At 66.2% G+C, this 16,345-nt stretch carries 13 protein-coding genes; 8 read left to right on the plus strand and 5 right to left on the minus strand.

All coding sequences use genetic code 11. From position 1 onward, the window contains the following. The first annotated feature begins 57 nt into the window (after positions 1-57). Together ShzoTeo12_RS09475 and ShzoTeo12_RS09480 are read left to right on the plus strand one after the other, a co-directional pair. Positions 58-1,254, plus strand: a complete 1,197-nt coding sequence (locus ShzoTeo12_RS09475) for a lytic murein transglycosylase (RefSeq protein WP_119255967.1) — start codon at positions 58-60, stop codon at positions 1,252-1,254. A gap of 134 nt (positions 1,255-1,388) precedes the next feature. Further along, the gene (locus ShzoTeo12_RS09480; RefSeq protein WP_318912429.1) at positions 1,389-2,324 is read left to right on the plus strand and encodes a DMT family transporter; all 936 of its coding nucleotides are present in this window, start codon (positions 1,389-1,391) and stop codon (positions 2,322-2,324) included. Between the two features lie 498 nt (positions 2,325-2,822). Here the strand turns inward: ShzoTeo12_RS09480 and metF are convergent, their stop codons facing one another. From metF to ettA, 3 genes are all read right to left on the minus strand, one after another. After that, positions 2,823-3,725, minus strand: a complete 903-nt coding sequence (gene metF / locus ShzoTeo12_RS09485) for a methylenetetrahydrofolate reductase [NAD(P)H] (protein WP_318909399.1) — start codon at positions 3,723-3,725, stop codon at positions 2,823-2,825. Between the two features lies 1 nt (position 3,726). After that, the gene (locus tag ShzoTeo12_RS09490; protein ID WP_318909401.1) at positions 3,727-4,734 is read right to left on the minus strand and encodes a metalloregulator ArsR/SmtB family transcription factor; all 1,008 of its coding nucleotides are present in this window, start codon (positions 4,732-4,734) and stop codon (positions 3,727-3,729) included. Between the two features lie 325 nt (positions 4,735-5,059). Beyond that, positions 5,060-6,709: an energy-dependent translational throttle protein EttA gene (ettA, locus tag ShzoTeo12_RS09495; RefSeq protein WP_318909402.1), complete on the minus strand. Its 1,650-nt coding sequence runs from the start codon at positions 6,707-6,709 to the stop codon at positions 5,060-5,062. 223 nt (positions 6,710-6,932) lie between these two features. Here ettA and ShzoTeo12_RS09500 point away from each other — a divergent pair, with 223 nt between their 5' ends. The 5 genes from ShzoTeo12_RS09500 (at position 6,933) to ShzoTeo12_RS09520 (ending at position 13,021) form a co-directional block, all read left to right on the plus strand. Beyond that, on the plus strand, positions 6,933-7,892 hold the full coding sequence (locus ShzoTeo12_RS09500) for an alpha/beta hydrolase (protein WP_318909403.1): 960 nt from the start codon (positions 6,933-6,935) through the stop codon (positions 7,890-7,892). Continuing rightward, complete coding sequence (locus tag ShzoTeo12_RS09505; RefSeq protein WP_318909405.1) at positions 7,889-8,833, plus strand: DMT family transporter; 945 nt, start codon at positions 7,889-7,891, stop codon at positions 8,831-8,833. Before ShzoTeo12_RS09500 ends, ShzoTeo12_RS09505 begins: the two co-directional genes overlap by 4 nt. A gap of 184 nt (positions 8,834-9,017) precedes the next feature. Then, positions 9,018-10,214 carry a CaiB/BaiF CoA-transferase family protein gene (locus ShzoTeo12_RS09510; RefSeq protein WP_318909407.1) on the plus strand — a complete coding sequence of 399 codons (1,197 nt, stop codon included), beginning with the start codon at positions 9,018-9,020 and terminating at the stop codon, positions 10,212-10,214. Continuing rightward, positions 10,211-11,860: a thiamine pyrophosphate-binding protein gene (locus ShzoTeo12_RS09515; protein WP_318909408.1), complete on the plus strand. Its 1,650-nt coding sequence runs from the start codon at positions 10,211-10,213 to the stop codon at positions 11,858-11,860. Before ShzoTeo12_RS09510 ends, ShzoTeo12_RS09515 begins: the two co-directional genes overlap by 4 nt. Before the next feature lie 228 nt (positions 11,861-12,088). After that, complete coding sequence (locus ShzoTeo12_RS09520) at positions 12,089-13,021, plus strand: IS110 family transposase (RefSeq protein WP_318909409.1); 933 nt, start codon at positions 12,089-12,091, stop codon at positions 13,019-13,021. 171 nt (positions 13,022-13,192) lie between these two features. Here ShzoTeo12_RS09520 and ShzoTeo12_RS09525 read toward each other — a convergent pair whose 3' ends face one another. Together ShzoTeo12_RS09525 and ShzoTeo12_RS09530 are read right to left on the minus strand one after the other, a co-directional pair. After that, positions 13,193-13,531, minus strand: coding sequence for a TIGR01244 family sulfur transferase (locus ShzoTeo12_RS09525; RefSeq protein WP_119255960.1), 339 nt, complete (start codon positions 13,529-13,531; stop codon positions 13,193-13,195). 209 nt (positions 13,532-13,740) lie between these two features. Beyond that, positions 13,741-14,595, minus strand: coding sequence for a DUF4432 family protein (locus tag ShzoTeo12_RS09530; protein ID WP_318909412.1), 855 nt, complete (start codon positions 14,593-14,595; stop codon positions 13,741-13,743). Between the two features lie 273 nt (positions 14,596-14,868). On the opposite strand from ShzoTeo12_RS09530, the gene ShzoTeo12_RS09535 reads away from it, so the two are divergent. Beyond that, positions 14,869-16,302 carry a L,D-transpeptidase gene (locus tag ShzoTeo12_RS09535; RefSeq protein ID WP_318909414.1) on the plus strand — a complete coding sequence of 478 codons (1,434 nt, stop codon included), beginning with the start codon at positions 14,869-14,871 and terminating at the stop codon, positions 16,300-16,302. Positions 16,303-16,345: the final 43 nt, after the last annotated feature.

Genomic DNA, 16,345 nt, shown 5'->3' on the forward strand with positions numbered 1-16,345 from the left:
CAACCGAGACGCCGGGCGATCCCGGATGACAGGGCAACGGACCAAGGAGCACAACGGATGCGGCACCCCCTGAAGACGACACTTGCAGCAAGCCTTGCGGCCTTTCTTCTGGCCGGCGGCGCCCATGCCCAGACGGCGCCCGCCTGCGGCGGCGACCTTGCCGCCTTCCTCGAAGGCGTGAAGGCCGAGGCGCTGTCGCGCGGCGTTTCCGCCGAGGTCGCCGACCGGGCGCTGGCCGGCGCGGCGATCGACCAGAAGGTGCTGTCGCGCGACCGCGCGCAGGGCGTCTTCCGCCAGACCTTCCTCGAATTCTCCAAGCGCACGGTCAGCCAGGCCCGCCTCGACATCGGCCGCAAGAAGCTGAAGGACCTTTCCGACGTCTTCGCCCGCGCCGAGCAGGAATTCGGCGTGCCGGGCCCGATCATCGCCGCCTTCTGGGCGATGGAGACCGACTTCGGCGCCGTGCAGGGCGATTTCAACACCCGTAACGCCCTCGTCACGCTCTCGCATGACTGCCGCCGGCCGGAAATCTTCCGCAAGCAGCTCCTCGCGGCCATCGAGATGGTCGGCCATGGCGACCTCGACCCGAACGGCACGACGGGCGCCTGGGCCGGCGAGATCGGCCAGGTGCAGATGCTGCCGAAGGACATCATCGAATTCGGCGTGGACGGCGACGGCAATGGCCATATCGACGTCAAGAAGAGCGCGCCCGACGCCATCCTGACGGCGGCCAAGTTCATCCAGCATCTCGGCTTCACGAAGGGCCAGCCCTGGATCCAGGAAATCAGCGTGCCGGACAACCTGCCCTTCGAGAAGACCGGCCTGCAGCCGGGCATGAAGGCGAGCGACTGGTTCGCGCTCGGCGTCAAGCCGCGCGACGGCGACACCTCCTTCGGCAATCTGGAGGCCTCCGTCGTGCTGCCGCAGGGCCGCAAGGGGCCGGCCTTCATGACCTATCCGAACTTCAACATCTATCTCGAATGGAACCAGTCGTTCATCTACACGACCTCGGCCGCCTATTTCGCGACCCGCCTTGCCGGCGCCCCGCCCTATGAGCGCGGCACCCCGGAGGAAGGCCTTTCCGAGGACGGCATGAAGCAGCTCCAGACCAAGCTGCAGGCCCATGGCCACGATGTCGGCAAGATCGACGGCATTCTCGGCTCCGGCACGCGCACGGCGATCCAGAAGGAACAGCTCCGTCTCGGCCTGCCGGCCGACGGCTGGGCGACGCAGGCCCTGCTGTCCGCCCTCTGACGGAAATCGGGTGGCGAGCCGCCGCCCGGTGCGATAGGACTGTCACGACCTGAGCGGCGCTGCCCGACCGAAACCGGGCAGCGCCGCTTTTCTGTCGCACCGCATCCGTCCGCCGGATGCATTCGGGGGGAATGATGCAACAGTCGCTTGCGGCCGCGCCGACGCGCATGAATATCCAGACCTGGGGCCTGCTCGCCCTTCTCGGCATGATCTGGGGCGGCTCGTTCTTCTTCGCCCGCGTCGCCGTCGCCCATGTGCCGCCCGCAACGCTGGTGCTGCTGCGCGTCGGCATCGCGGCGCTTGCCCTGCATGTCTATATCGCCGGCCGCTTCGACATCTATCCGACGCTGCGCGCCCGCTGGCGCGAATTCCTGCTGCTCGGCCTCATCAACAACGCCGTGCCGCATCTCCTGATCTTCCTCGGCCAGACGCAGATCGGCGCGGGGCTCGCCTCCATCCTCAACGCGACGACACCGATCTTCACCGTGCTGATCGCCAACAGCATGACGGTGGACGAGAAGCTCTCCCCGCAGAAGGTCGCAGGCTGCCTCATCGGCCTTCTCGGCACGGCGGTGCTGATCGGCCCGCGGGCGCTGGCGCCTTTCACCGGCGACGGCGGCCCGCCGCTCTGGGCGGTCATCCTGCCGGTCTTCGCCGCCATCTCCTACGGCCTTGCCGCGACCTACGGCAAACGCTTCCGCGGCATCGCCCCGCCGGTCACGGCGGCCGGGCAGCTCACCGCCGCGACGCTGCTGGTGCTGCCGGTCTCGCTCGTCGCCGATTCGCCCTGGCAGCTTCCCCTGCCCCCGCTGCCCGCCATCCTCGCCGTGCTGGCGCTCGCGCTGCTGTCCACCGCCTACGGCTACATCCTCTTCTTCCGAATCATGGCCGCGGCGGGCGCCACGAACACCTCGCTCGTCACGCTGCTCGTGCCGCCCAGCGCCATTCTCGCCGGCATGCTCTTCCTCGGCGAGCGGCTGACGCCGCTCGGAATGCTGGGCATGGCGCTCGTCCTCATGGGCCTCGTGGTGCTGGATGGCCGCGTCTTCGCCCGTTTCAGGGCCGGCTGAGGCCGGTGCGGAGCATGGCGGAACAAAGCGCCTTTCCGGCCGTTTCATGGCAATCCGGCGGATTGCGGGTGCGGCTTGCGCCACAATGGTAAATGCACAATGTCGGCATTCGTCATCCGGTAGGGATTGTGATTTTTTTGTGGCGAGTACGAAAACGGAGGAAATTCAGCAGGTTAGCATTGTGAATAACGGTCCGGCGCGGGCCTGATGTTGCAACGCAGCAACAAAACACCTTTCCAACCCGCTTTTTTCGGTCGTAATATCGAACCGTAGACGCAAGGAGGTCAGCCATGGGACTCACACATTCCTTGAATGTTCTGATGATCGGTGCAGCGTTCCTCTTCGTCGCGACGATGATCTTCATCTGAGGCGGCACAAGCGAAGCAGAAAGGTCAGGGGCTAAATCGAGAAACCCTGCCGAAACCCATTCAAAGCAATGCATGGCCCCGGAGACGGCGCCATGCATTTTCATTTTCAGGAAGGGGTTTCAGGAAGGCGTCAGGCCGCCGCGCCCGCCGCACGGCTGCGTTCCGCCTTCGCGAAGCCGACGCCGTCGCAGACCGCCGAGACCAGCATCGACCGGTTCATCGTATAGAAGTGGAACTCGTCGATGCCGCGGGCGATGAGATCCTCCACCTGGCGGATCGCCAGCTCCACCGCGACGGCCGCGCGCTCCTGCGGCCGGTCATCGACCGGGCCGAGGCGGTCGGCCAGCCAGCCGGGCACGGTGGCGCCGCACATGCCGGCGAATTTCTGGACCTGCGAGAGATTGTGCACCGGCAGGATGCCCGGCACGATCGGGATGAAGATGCCGGCCTTGCGGACCCGCTCCAGGTAGCGTTCGAAATCGTCGTTCTCGAAGAAGAACTGCGTCAGCGCGCGCGTCGCGCCCGCATCCACCTTGCGCTTGAGCATGTCGACATCGGCGGCGACATCCGGGCTCTGCGGATGCTTTTCGGGATAGGCCGAGACGGAGATCTCGAAACCGAGGCCGCGCAGGCCCGCGACGAGCTCGGCCGCATTGGCATAGCCACCCGGATGCGGCTGGTACGGCGCGCCGACGCCGCCCGGCGGGTCGCCACGCAGCGCGACGAAATGCTTGACGCCGACGCCCTGGAAGTCGGCGACCACGGCATGGGTCTCCTCCTTCGTCGCGCCGACGCAGGTAAGGTGCGAGGCGGCCGGCAGGCCCATCTTCAGGAGATGGCCGACCGTCGCCAGCGTCGGCACCTTCGTGGTGCCGCCCGCGCCATAGGTGACCGACATGAAGCCCGGATCATAGGCGGAAAGCGCGCCGGCCGTTTCCCACAGCTGGCTTTCGCCTTCCGGCGTCTTGGGCGGGAAGAATTCGAAGGACAGGCGAAGGGCCTTTCCCCCTGGCGTGACGGTCGCCGGCTTCATGTCAACTCCTTCTGCGGATCGCAATGGGGTCGGCCGCCTCCGCGCGCTGGTCGCGGGCAAGCCAGATGGTCACGGTGAGCGCATCGGCATCCGGATGCGCGGCTTTGAGATCGACGACCTCCTCGACGGAGAGCCCTGCCCGCTCCAGCCATTCGGACATGGTCTGGTGGGAGAAGCCGAGGCGGATATGGGCATGCTCGTCGCGCAGGTGCTCCAGCGCGTGCGGAGCAAGGTCGATGATGGCGAGCCGGCCGCCTGGAGCCAGCATGCGCGCGGCCTCGGCGATCGCCGCCTCCGGCTCATCGAGGAAGTGCAGCACCTGATGGATCGTCACGACGTCGAACTCGTCGCGCTCCAGCGGCAGGTTGAAGATGTCGCCATGGCGGATAGACGCCTTGGTGATACCGGCGCGGTCGAGATTGGCGCGGGCGACCGCCAGCATGTCGCGGCTGGCATCGACGCCGACGCCGCGTCGGTAGAGACCTTCGAAGAGCTGGAGGATGCGCCCGGTGCCCGTGCCGAGATCGAGGAAGGCGTCGACCGGCTCGGTGCCGATCAGCGCCGCAAGTTTCGCCTCGACCTCCGCCTCGCTGACATGCAGGCGCCGCATCGCATCCCACTCCGCCGCGTTGCGGCTGAAATAGGCCTGCGCCTTGTCGGCGCGCACGCGCTTCAGCGCCCGCAGCCGCTCGTCGTCGCGGGCGAACACCGCATCCGCCGGATCGATGGCGTCGAGCAGCTGCCGGGCGAGCGAAACGGCGACGCCCCCCTGCCCGAGACGAAAGAAGGCCCAGGCGCCCTCCTGATAACGATCGACGAGCGCCGCTTCCGAAAGAAGCTTGAGATGGCGCGAGATGCGCGGCTGGGACTGGCCGAGAATGTCGGTGAGGTCCGTCACGGTGAGGTCGCCATGCGAAAGCAGCGCGAGAAGGCGAAGGCGCGTCGGCTCGCCCGCCGCCTTCAGGATCTCCACGATATCGTCCAGTCCGAGTTTCTGCATCTCGCCCATGATCTTTCCAATCAAGACATAAAGATATCTTTATGCGATTAATCGACGCCACACAAGAGCCATTCCATGCCGCCGATCTTCCCATCAACAGGGACAAAGAAAAACCCCGGCGAGCCGGGGTTTTCAAGTGAGCGACGATGGAAGGGAGCTGCCCCTCATCCGCCTGCCGGCACCTTCCCCGGAGGCGGGGAGAAGGGAGTTGTGGCAATGCTTTTCCAAAAGGAAGGAAAACAGGGCGGCAATGTACCTTTTCCCCGCCTCCGGAGAGAAGGTCGCGGCAGCGGGATGAGGGGCATTCGCCCGCCACCCTTTCGCCTACTCCCACTCAGCGCGTCAGGCGCTTGTAGGTCACCCGCTTCGGATTGACGGCATCCGCGCCGAGGCGGCGGATCTTGTCCTGCTCGTAGTCCTCGAAGTTACCCTCGAACCATTCCACGTGGCTGTCGCCCTCGAAGGCGAGGATGTGGGTGGCGAGGCGGTCGAGGAACATGCGGTCGTGCGAGATGATGACGGCGCAGCCGGCGAAGTTTTCCAGCGCGTCTTCCAGCGCCGCCAGCGTTTCCGTGTCGAGGTCGTTGGTCGGTTCGTCGAGCAGGATAACGTTGTAGCCGCCCTTCAGCATCTTGGCGAGGTGCACGCGGTTGCGCTGGCCGCCCGAGAGCGTGCCGACCTTCTGCTGCTGGTCGCCGCCCTTGAAGTTGAAGGCACCGCAATAGGCGCGGCTGTTCATCTCGTGCTTGCCGAGCTTGAGCACGTCGTTGCCGCCGGAGATTTCCTCCCAGACGGTCTTGTCGGCGCCGAGCGCGTCGCGACTCTGGTCGACATAGCCGAGATCGACCGTCTCGCCGACGGTGATCGTGCCGGAATCCGGTTGCTCCTGGCCGGTGATCATGCGGAACAGCGTCGTCTTGCCGGCGCCGTTGGGGCCGATGACGCCGACGATGCCGCCCGGGGGCAGCTTGAAGGTGAGGTTCTCGATGAGAACGCGGTCGCCATAGGCCTTGGTGAGGTTCTCCGCCTCGATGACCACGTTGCCGAGACGCTCGCCGACCGGGATGACGATCTGCGCGTCGCCGGGGCGGCGGTCGGACGCGGCCTTGACCAGTTCGTCATAGGCCTTGATGCGGGCCTTGGACTTTGCCTGGCGGGCCTTGGGCGAGGAGGCGATCCATTCCTGCTCGCGCGACAGCGCCTTCTGACGGGCGCCCTCCTCGCGTTCTTCCTGCGCCATGCGCTTGGCCTTGGCCTGCAGGTAGGCGGAGTAGTTGCCCTCGTAGGGGATGCCGCGGCCGCGGTCGAGCTCGAGGATCCAGCCTGTGACGTTGTCGAGGAAGTAGCGGTCGTGGGTGATCATCAGCACGGAGCCGGGATATTCGCGCAGGTGCTTTTCGAGCCAGGCGATCGTCTCGGCGTCGAGATGGTTGGTCGGTTCGTCGAGCAGCAACAGGTCCGGCTGGGCGAGTAGCAGCTTGCAGAGCGCCACGCGGCGCTTCTCACCGCCCGAGAGGCTTTCGACGCCCGCGTCGCCCGGCGGGCAGCGCAGCGCGTCCATGGCCATCTCGACCTGGCTTTCGAGGTCCCACAGGTTCTGGCTGTCGATGATGTCCTGGAGCTTGGCGCCCTCTTCCGCCGTCTCGTCGGAATAGTTCATCATCAGCTCGTTATAGCGGTCGAGGATCGCCTTCTTGGGGGCGACGCCTTCCATGACGTTCTCGAGCACGGTCTTGGACGCGTCGAGCTGCGGTTCCTGCGGCAGGTAGCCGAGGGTCGCGCCTTCGGCGAGCCACGCCTCGCCGGTGAATTCCTTGTCGAGGCCGGCCATGATGCGCAGCACCGTCGACTTACCGGCGCCGTTCGGGCCGAGGATACCGATCTTGGCATCGGGGTAGAACGAGAGGTGGATGTTCTCGAGGATCTTCTTGTTGCCATAGGCCTTGTTGAGCCCAGACATGTGGTAGATGAACTGACGTGCCATGAAAACGCGCTCCGGATCGGACAAATTTGCCCGCTATGTAGGCGAATTCTCCGCCCGCGGCAATCAGCGAAAGCCCCGTCCCCAGCCGCCGCGTCCCAAGCTCCGGCAGGCAGGTGATTTCGCACGAAGAATAGCGAAGCAGGCGGGAAATCGAAAAATAGATGCCACCTCCCATTGTCTTCCCCCCGCAAATCGCGTTGACCTTTCCGAGGGAGGACGTGCCGTGTTTTCAGAGGTCAGGACGCTGAAGAGCCCGAGCGGGGCGACGCTGGCGCTGCGGCATGAGCCGGCGCGGGGCGAGGCGCGGGGCATTCTTCTTCTCAGCCACGGCCTTGCCGAGCACAGCGCGCGCTATGCCCCCTTCGCCGCCCGCATGGCGGGGGAAGGCTTCCACGTCTACGGCCACGATCACCGGGGCCACGGCCACACCACCGCGCCGGATGCGCCGCGCGGCCAGTTCGCGCCGCGAAACGGCATCGGGCGTGTCGTCGAGGACATGCGCGCCGTGCGCGACCTGGCCGTCGGCGCGCATCCCGGCCTACCGGTCGTACTCTTCGGCCATTCGATGGGCGGCCTGCTGGCGCTCGCCTTCGCTGAGGCGCATCCAGCCGACATCGACGCGCTCGCCGTCTGGAATTCCAACCTCGAACCGGGTGCGGCAGGACGGCTGGCGCAGGCCATTCTGATGGCCGAGCGCATGCTGAAGGGCTCGGACGTGCCGAGCGGGCTCCTGCCGCGGCTCACCTTCGGCGCCTGGGGCAAGGCCATCGCCGGCCGGCGGACGGAATTCGACTGGCTGTCGCACGAGCCGGGCGAGGTCGACGCCTATATCGCCGATCCGCTCTGCGGCTTCGACGTCAATGTGTCGATGTGGCTCGACATCTTCACTGTCACCTATGCCGATGCCTCGGTGGAAGGCCTTGCGCGCCTGCCGAAGACGCTGCCCATCCACCTCGTCGGCGGCGAGGAGGACCCGGCGACCGACCATGGCCGCGCGACACACGCCTTTGCAAGGCGGTTGAAAAAATCACGACTTGAGGATGTCACCGCGATCGTCTATCGCGGCATGCGTCACGAAACGCTGAACGAAAGCCCGGCGCTGCGCGATCCCGCCATCGACGCCTTTGCCGGCTGGTGTCGTCGGGTTGTCGAGGAAAGACGCCGGCTACCGGAAAAAGCATGAGCACGACCGCCGCAACGCCGCTGCGCAACGAGGTGAGCCTTGGGCTCTTCCTCATGGTTCTTTCGGTGCTCATCTCGCCGATCATCGACATTTTCGCCAAGCTCGCCGTCACCGCCGTTCCGGCGACGGAAATCACCTTCGTGCGGCTTCTCTTCCAGATGACGGTTCTGGGGCCGATCTGCCTGATGCGCGGCTCGCTCACGGACGTGACATGGAGGAAGATGGGCCTGCACGCGGCCCGTGGCCTGCTGATGGCCATCACCATGATCAGCTTCGTCACGCCGCTCGCCGTCATGGAGGTGGCCGATGCCATCGCCATCTTCTTCGTCGAGCCGATCATCCTCACCATCCTCGGCTCCATCTTCCTGAAGGAGACCATCGGCTGGCGGCGCTACACGGCCTGCGGCGTCGGCTTCCTCGGCTCGCTGCTCGTCATCCAGCCGAGCCTGCAGGAAGTCGGCCTCATCGCCCTCCTGCCGGTGGTGGCCGCCGCCTCGCTCGCCCTCTTCTTCCTGCTCACCCGCATGGTGGCGCAGAAGGAGGACCCGTGGTCGATGCAGTTCTATGCGGGCCTGTGGGGCGCGCTCTTCGCCGGCCTGCTCCTCGTCGTCGGCGGCAAGGCCGGCATCACCATGCTCACCCCCGTCATGCCGGATGTGAAGCACACGCTCTTCATCGCGGGCGCGGCCGTCGCCGCCACCATCGCCGGCGTGCTCGGCGTCTATGCCTACCGCTCGGCGCCCGCCTCGACGCTCGCTCCGCTGCAATATCTGGAGATCGTCTCGGCAACGATCCTCGGCTGGTGGGTCTTCGGCCATCTGCCGGATGCGGTGAAATGGCTCGGCATCGCCATCATCATCGCCTCGGGCCTCTACGTCATCTGGCGCGAGCGGAAGATCAACAAGACGGCGACCATTCCCACGGTTTCGACGCCGATCTGACCCAAGGCGCGCAAGGCGCACGCGGCAGGCATCAAGTCAGTCGAACCCGTCATGATGTCCGCCATGCGCCCCGCTATCCTGCCCTCCGGCTTTTTGTTATCCAAGGGAAAACGGGCCGGGACGCCCGGCGGGCACCGTCGCGCGCCCGCCCTTGGCGCCGGAAATGCCCTGGAGGGAGCACGGGATGGACAAGTCGAACCTGCCGCTGGCCGGCATCCGCGTCATCGAGCTGGCGCGGGTTCTCGCAGGCCCCTGGGCCGGCCAGATGCTGGCGGACCTCGGTGCCGACGTCATCAAGATCGAGAACCCCGACGGCGGCGACGATACGCGCGCCTGGGGCCCGCCCTTCGTCACGGGCAGGGACGGCGAGAACCTTTCCGCCGCCTATTACCACTCCACCAACCGTGGCAAACGCTCCATCGCCCTCGATCTCAAGACCGAGGAAGGCCGTGAGACCGTCCACCGCCTCATTGCGACGGCCGACGTGGTGATCGAGAACTTCAAGGTCGGCGGCCTCACCAAATACGGCCTCGACTACCAGAGCCTCGCGAAGCAGCATCCGAAGCTCGTCTACTGCTCCATCACAGGCTTCGGCCAGGACGGCCCCTATGCCGCCCGCGCCGGCTACGACTATATCGTGCAGGGCATGTCAGGCTTCATGTCGGTGACCGGCGCGCCGGACGGCGAACCGATGAAGGCGGGCGTCGCCATCGCCGACATCTTCACCGGCATCTATGCCGTCAGCGCCATCCAGGCCGCACTCATCCATGTCATGAAGACCGGCACCGGCCAGCATGTCGACATGGCGCTGCTCGACGTGCAGTCCGCCGTCATGGCGAACCAGAACATGAACTTCCTCGCCTCCGGCAAGGCGCCGGGCCGGCTCGGCAACGCGCATCCGAACATCTCGCCCTACGAGGTCGTACCGGCCTCCGACGGCCATATCATCCTCGCCGTCGGCAATGACGGGCAGTTCCGCAAGCTCTGCGGCATCCTGAAGCTTGCCGGCGTTGCCGACGACGAGCGCTTCGCCACCAACCGCGCCCGCGTCGCCAATCGCGGCGAGGTGCGCCGCCTGGTGACCGGCGCGACGGCGGCGATCAGCAAGGCCGACCTCCTCGACGCCTGCGAGCGCGAGGGTGTCCCCGCCGGGCCGATCAACTCCATCGCCGAGACCTTCGACGATCCGCAGGTGAAGGCGCGGGGCCTGCGCGTCGACCTGCCGGATGCCGACGGAAACCTCATTCCCGGCGTGCGCACGCCCATCGTCTTCTCCGGCACGCCGCTCGTCTACGACCGCCCGAGCCCGCGGCTCGGCGAACATACCGATGCCGTCATGGCGGAACTCGAAACTCTCGAAGCAGGAAAGAAAAGCGCATGAAGACCGGTGGCCAGCTGATCGTCGATGCCCTCGCAGCCAATGGCGTCAAGCGCGTCGCCTGCGTGCCGGGCGAAAGCTATCTGGCGGTGCTCGACGCACTGCACGACACCAATATCGACGTCGTCGTCTGCCGCCAGGAAGGCGGCGCGGCGATGATGGCCGATTGCTGGGGTAGGCTCACCGGCGAGCCCGGCATCTGCATGGTCACGCGCGGTCCCGGCGCCACCAACGCCTCGGCCGGCCTGCACATCGCAAGGCAGGATTCGATCCCGATGATCCTCTTCATCGGCCAGGTGCAGCGCGACGCGCGCGAGCGCGAGGCCTTCCAGGAAGTGGAATACCGCCGCGCCTTCACAGAGGTCGCCAAATGGGTGGCCGAGATCGACGATGCCCGCCGCATCCCCGAATTCATCACCCGCGCCTTCGCCGTCGCCACTTCCGGCCGGCCCGGCCCCGTCGTGCTGGCGCTGCCCGAGGACATGCTGACGGACGAGGTCGAGACGGTCGAAGCGAAGCCCTACATGCCTGTCGAAGCCCATCCGGGCCGCAGGCAGGTCGAGGAACTGGCAGGCCTGCTCGAAAAGGCCGAGCGCCCCATCGTCATCCTCGGCGGCACGCGCTGGTCGCAGGAGAGCGTGAAGGGGATCACCGCCTTCGCCGAGCGCTGGTCGCTGCCGGTGTCCTGTTCCTTCCGCCGCCAGATGCTGTTCGATCACCAGCACCCCAACTATGCCGGCGATTCCGGCATCGGCATCAACCCGGCGCTCGGCAAGGAAATCCGCGAGGCCGACCTCGTCGTGCTGCTCGGCGGGCGCTATTCCGAAATGCCCTCCTCCACCTACAGCCTGATGCAGAGCCCCTACCCCGCGCAGAAGCTGGTGCACGTCTATCCCGACCCGTCCGAGCTCGGCCGCGTCTACCGCCCGGACCTTGCGATCTGCGCCGCGCCGGAGGACTTCGTCGCCGCGCTCGACGGTCTTGCGCCGAAGACCGCGCCGCGCTGGACCGCCCGCACCGCCGCCCTGCATGAAAGCTACCTGAAATGGTCGACGCCGCCGATGGAAGGCCCCGGCGCGGTCCAGATGGGACCGATCATGGCCTGGCTCGAGGAAAACACGCCCGACGACACGATCTTCACCAACGGCGCGGGCAACTACGCCACCTGGGTGCACCGCTTCCACCGCTTCCGCCGCTTCGGCACGCAGGCCGCCCCGACCTCCGGCTCCATGGGCTACGGCCTGCCGGCCGCCGTCGCGGCCAAGCAGCTCCAACCGGAGCGCGAGGTCATCTGCTTTGCCGGCGACGGCTGCTTCATGATGCATGGCCAGGAATTCGCGACCGCCGTGCGCTACAAGCTGCCGATCATCACCGTGGTCGTCAACAACGGCATCTACGGCACGATCCGCATGCACCAGGAGCGCGAATATCCCGGCCGCGTCAGCGCCACGGACCTCACCAACCCCGATTTCGCGGCGCTTGCCGTCGCCTATGGCGGCCATGGCGAGACGGTGGAGAAGACGGAAGACTTCGCCGCCGCCTTCCTGCGCGCCCGCGCCAGCGGCAAGCCGTCGATCATCGAGGTGAAGCTGGACCCGGAAGCAATCACGCCGACGCGCACCCTGTCGGATATCCGCGGCGGGAAATGAGGCTTGGGGCTGGAAAGCCCCTCATCCGCCTGCCGGCACCTTTGTAACTTCCCTTTATCCGCGAAAGCCGGTGTATTTGGCATTGCGGTGGCGGATGGCATCCCGCAGCACTTTTGGGACACCAAGCCCGCGGGAGAGCCCGGGTCTCCATCCGCCGTTCCATCGAACCCGAACAGTCGCCAGGGCCGCTCGACATTGCGAAGCCCGCTTAGGCAAGGATGGGATCGGATGGACAAGGTTGTCGTCGGTATCGACGTATCGAAGGACTGGCTCGACGTGCATGTCGCACCGTCGGGTGAACATTTCCGGGTCGGCAACGATCATGCCGGCGTGGAGGCGCTGATAGCCCGGCTGTCGTCGCACGGCCCCGCTCTGGTGGCGCTGGAGGCGACGGGCGGCTACGAGCATGTGGCGGTGGCGGCGCTTTCGGCGGCGGGGCTTGCCGTGGTGGTCGTCAATCCGGCACAGGTTCGCGCCTATGCGAATGCTCTGGGCAAACATGCCAAGACCGATCCGATCGACGCGGCAGTGATCGCGGCCTTCGTCGAAGCGGCCAAGCCCGACATACGTCCCTTGAAGGACGAGGCGGCGCGGGCCTTCGGCGAACTGGTGACACGGCGGCGCCAGATCGTGCAGATGATGGTGGCGGAAGAGAACCGCGAGCGGATGGCCGCATCCCCGCCCGCCCGCAAGAGCATCCGGCGCGTCCTGACGGCGCTGCGGCGCGAGCTGGAGAGCCTTGATGCCGATATGGACGACCGGATCCGCAAATCACCGTTGTGGCGGGTGCGCGAGAGGCTGTTGACCTCGGTGCCGGGCGTGGGACCGGCGGTGGCGCGCACGCTTTTGGCACATATGCCGGAACTGGGCAGCCTCGACCGGCGACAGATCGCGGCGCTGGCCGGGCTTGCACCGTGGACGCGGCAATCGGGCAAGTGGAAGGGCAGGAGCTTCATCGGCGGAGGCCGGAGCAACGTGCGGTCCGTGCTGTTCATGGCAGCCCTCGTGGCCAGTCGCCACAATGCGGTGCTCAAGGCCTTCCGCGATCATCTCGTGGCGGCCGGCAAGCCGAAGATCGTCGCCATCGTCGCAACCATGCGGAAGCTGCTGACCATGCTCAACGCCATCATCAGGGACCAAAGGCCATGGCAAAACACTTGACAACAAAGACAGTCGCTCTCCCCGCAGGCGGGGAGAAGGGATATGCGGGACCGGTTTCCCGAGATCATGAACATAGAAGAGGGAGCGAGGCATCGCCTCTTGCCCCTTCGCCCCGCTTGCGGGGAGAAGGTCGCGGCAGCGGGATGAGAGGCAGCGCCTCCCCGCCACTCCTTACCCGCGAATATGCCGCGTCTGCTCGTAGGTCTTGGTCGAGCGCATGCCGGAGCGGCAATAGCCGAGCATCGGGCGCGGCAACTCATCGAGCGCGTCGACCATGCCCTGCACCGCCTCCGCCGTCACGCCCATCGGGCCGACCGGCACATGGGCCGTCTCGATGCCGAGTTCCTGCGCGCGGGCGGCAATGGTGGAGAAGTCCGGCTGGCCGGCTTCCTCATGGTCCGGGCGATGGCAGACGATGGACTTGAAGCCCATGGCGGCGATCGCGTCGAGGTCCTCGACCGTGATCTGGCCGGAAACCGAATATTCGTCGTTGATCTCGCGGATATCCATGGACGTGTCCTTTCGAAAGAGATGCGCAAACCGTTTAAGCCCGCGCCGCGGGAGCGTCAATCGTGCGAGGGCCAATCGACATTCAGTTCAGGCTGAGCCGAAAATGGTGCTTTTCCGGGATCCGGAGCGCAGCGTACTTCGGTACGTGAGCACCGGAAGCCCGGAAAAGTGCCGTTTACAGGCCGGCATGGGCTGAATGTCGATCGGTTCTACCGAAGCTCGAAGGCAAGCCCGTAGCCGACGCTGTCGCCGGGGCCGAAATCGGGCGCCTCGCCGGAGACGATCAATTCCTCGCGCGAGGCGAGCCGGTGCGAGACCGGCTCGATGCCGAGCACCGCGCAGCCGGGCGACTGGTTCCGCCAGACCTGCAGATAGGGCAGCGTATCCGTGCGGAAGCGGATATGCATGCTGCGCCCGCCAAGGGCGGCTATCGGCCCGACGGCGATTTCCGCCCAGCCGTGCTCGGCCGTCTCCGCCGCGGGCACGCAGAAGATCGTCATGTCCCCCTCGTCGAAACGCCACGGCAGGCTGCCGCCGGGCAGCATGGCGCCGGTCAGCCGCGTGCTTTCGTCGAAGAGGCCCGTGCCGAAATTGATGTGATACATGGCGAAGGGCGGCCACGGCCCGTCGCCGGTATTGGTGACGACATCGTCGAGGGTTATGTGCCCGGTGCGCCGGTCCGCCCGCCAGCGGCGCGCAAGATCGGCCGACCCGCCATGGGCGAGCGACACGGCGACCCGCCCCTCGCAGACCACCTCCCCCTCATCCTCCTCGATGAGGATGTCCCGCGCCGGATGGGAAGAGAGCGAACCGTGCAGCGGGTAGCGCCGCCCGTCCGCCGCCCCCTCCACCGGCACCGGATGGCGGATGTGATCGGGCCCGCAGGTGAAGAGGAAACCCGGCAGCGCCCTATCGATGCGCGGGTCGCCGTCCGACGGAATGGCCGAGCCCGGCGCGATGTCGATGCCGCGAAAGACCGCGCTGCCGACATCCAGCGCCGATTGCGGCGTCAGGTCCAGGCGGAAGGAATGGTCGGGCGTGTCGGCGGCAAGGGCGAAGGTCATCGGGACTCCGGCGGGCAGGATGAAACCGCGGCATGCTAGAGCATTTCCGGCAAAAGTGCGAAGCGGTTTTGCGTTCGGAAATGCAGCGAAACAAGGAGTTAGAGCGTTTTCATGATTCGGGAAAAGCGGAAGTGCTCCTGCGCCGCGCCCCTGTTTTCACGGAACCCGGAGGCTGGGTCACAAGTTTTTGCCATACGCGTTGACCTTACGTTCACCATCGATTCAGTTTTTCCATATTAAGGTCTGAATTGAAGTGTTCCGTCCGCGCGATATATGCAATCTGGCAGGTCAAAAATCGTGAATTCGATATTCAAAACAAGCGTTTCGCTCCTTGCAGCGGTGTCCGCCCTCGGATTCGCCGTCCTGCCTGCAAAGGCCCAGCAGCCCCGCGACACCATCCTCGTCTCCCCCGACGGCGACATCCTGGACTATGTTCCCAACGACGGCAGCGTGCGCTGGGCGCGCGACAATCGCGGCCGCCGGGTCCTCGTCGATTCCTGGGGCGACATCGTCGCCACGGCCATGCCGGCCGCGCGCTACTACGGCGACGGCGACAATTACAATCCGCGGCGCGGCCGTTATCGCGAGGTCCGCGGCTATCCCGAGACCAGCCCGGACTACTTCCCGCCCGCACCGAGCGACGACAACGACCTGACGACCAGTTCCGTGCCGGAAATGCGTGACGGCCTCAACGGCAATGTCGAGCGCCAGCCCCTGCCGGGCAGCGATTTCGGCACCTCGCAGCCCCTGCCCGATTTCTCCGACAATCCGGGCGACACCGCCTCGCTGCCGGCCGATACCGATCCGAATGCCGAATTCGTGCCCGGCCCGAAATTCCAGCCGGCCAAGGCGCTCGGCAAGATGTCGTCCGCCGAAGTCACCGCGCTTCAGGTGTTTCTCGACCGCGAAGGCTTCTCGCCGGGCGTGATCGACGGCAGGAAGGGCTCCAACGTCACCAAGGCGATCGAGGCTTGGCAGAACGCGACGGGCGAAACGCTCGACCCGAACAATGCCGACGACATCCTGGAGCGCCTGCGCCTTTCCGGCGGCATGGCCTTCACCACCTACGAGATCAGCGCCGCCGACGCGGCTGGCCCCTATGTGGCGGCGATCCCGGACGACTATTCCCAGAAGGCGGCCCTGCCCCACATGTCCTTCACCTCGACCACCGAAATGCTGGCCGAAAAGTTCCACATGGACGAGGCCTACCTGAAGGAGATCAATCCGGGCGTCGACTTCACCATCCCCGGCACGATCGTCAAGGTCGTGGATACCGGCCGGGCGAAGACCGGCAAGGTGGCGAAGATCCTCGCCGACAAGGCGCGCAAGCAGGTTCTCGCCTATGATGCGGGGGGCACTCTGATCGCTGCCTATCCGGCAAGCATCGGCTCGGCCGACACGCCCTCGCCCTCCGGCACCGTCACGGTCCAGCGCGTCGCGCTCAATCCGGGCTATACCTACAATCCGAAGATCAACTTCAAGCAGGGCGGCAACGACAAGATCCTCACCCTCCAGCCCGGCCCGAACGGCCCGGTCGGCACTGTCTGGATCGCGCTCTCCAAGCCGACCTACGGCATCCACGGCACGCCGGAGCCCTCGAAGATCGGCAAGACGCAGAGCCACGGCTGCATCCGCCTCACCAACTGGGACGCCACCGAGCTCGCCAAGATGACGAGCGCCGGCGTGACGGTCGAATTCGTCGACTGAGGTCTCCCCGCGAGCAAGCATCAAAGCCGGCCCGCAAGGCCGG

It is taken from the genome of Shinella zoogloeoides, assembly GCF_033705735.1.
Classification (GTDB): Bacteria; Pseudomonadota; Alphaproteobacteria; order Rhizobiales; family Rhizobiaceae; genus Shinella; species Shinella zoogloeoides_A.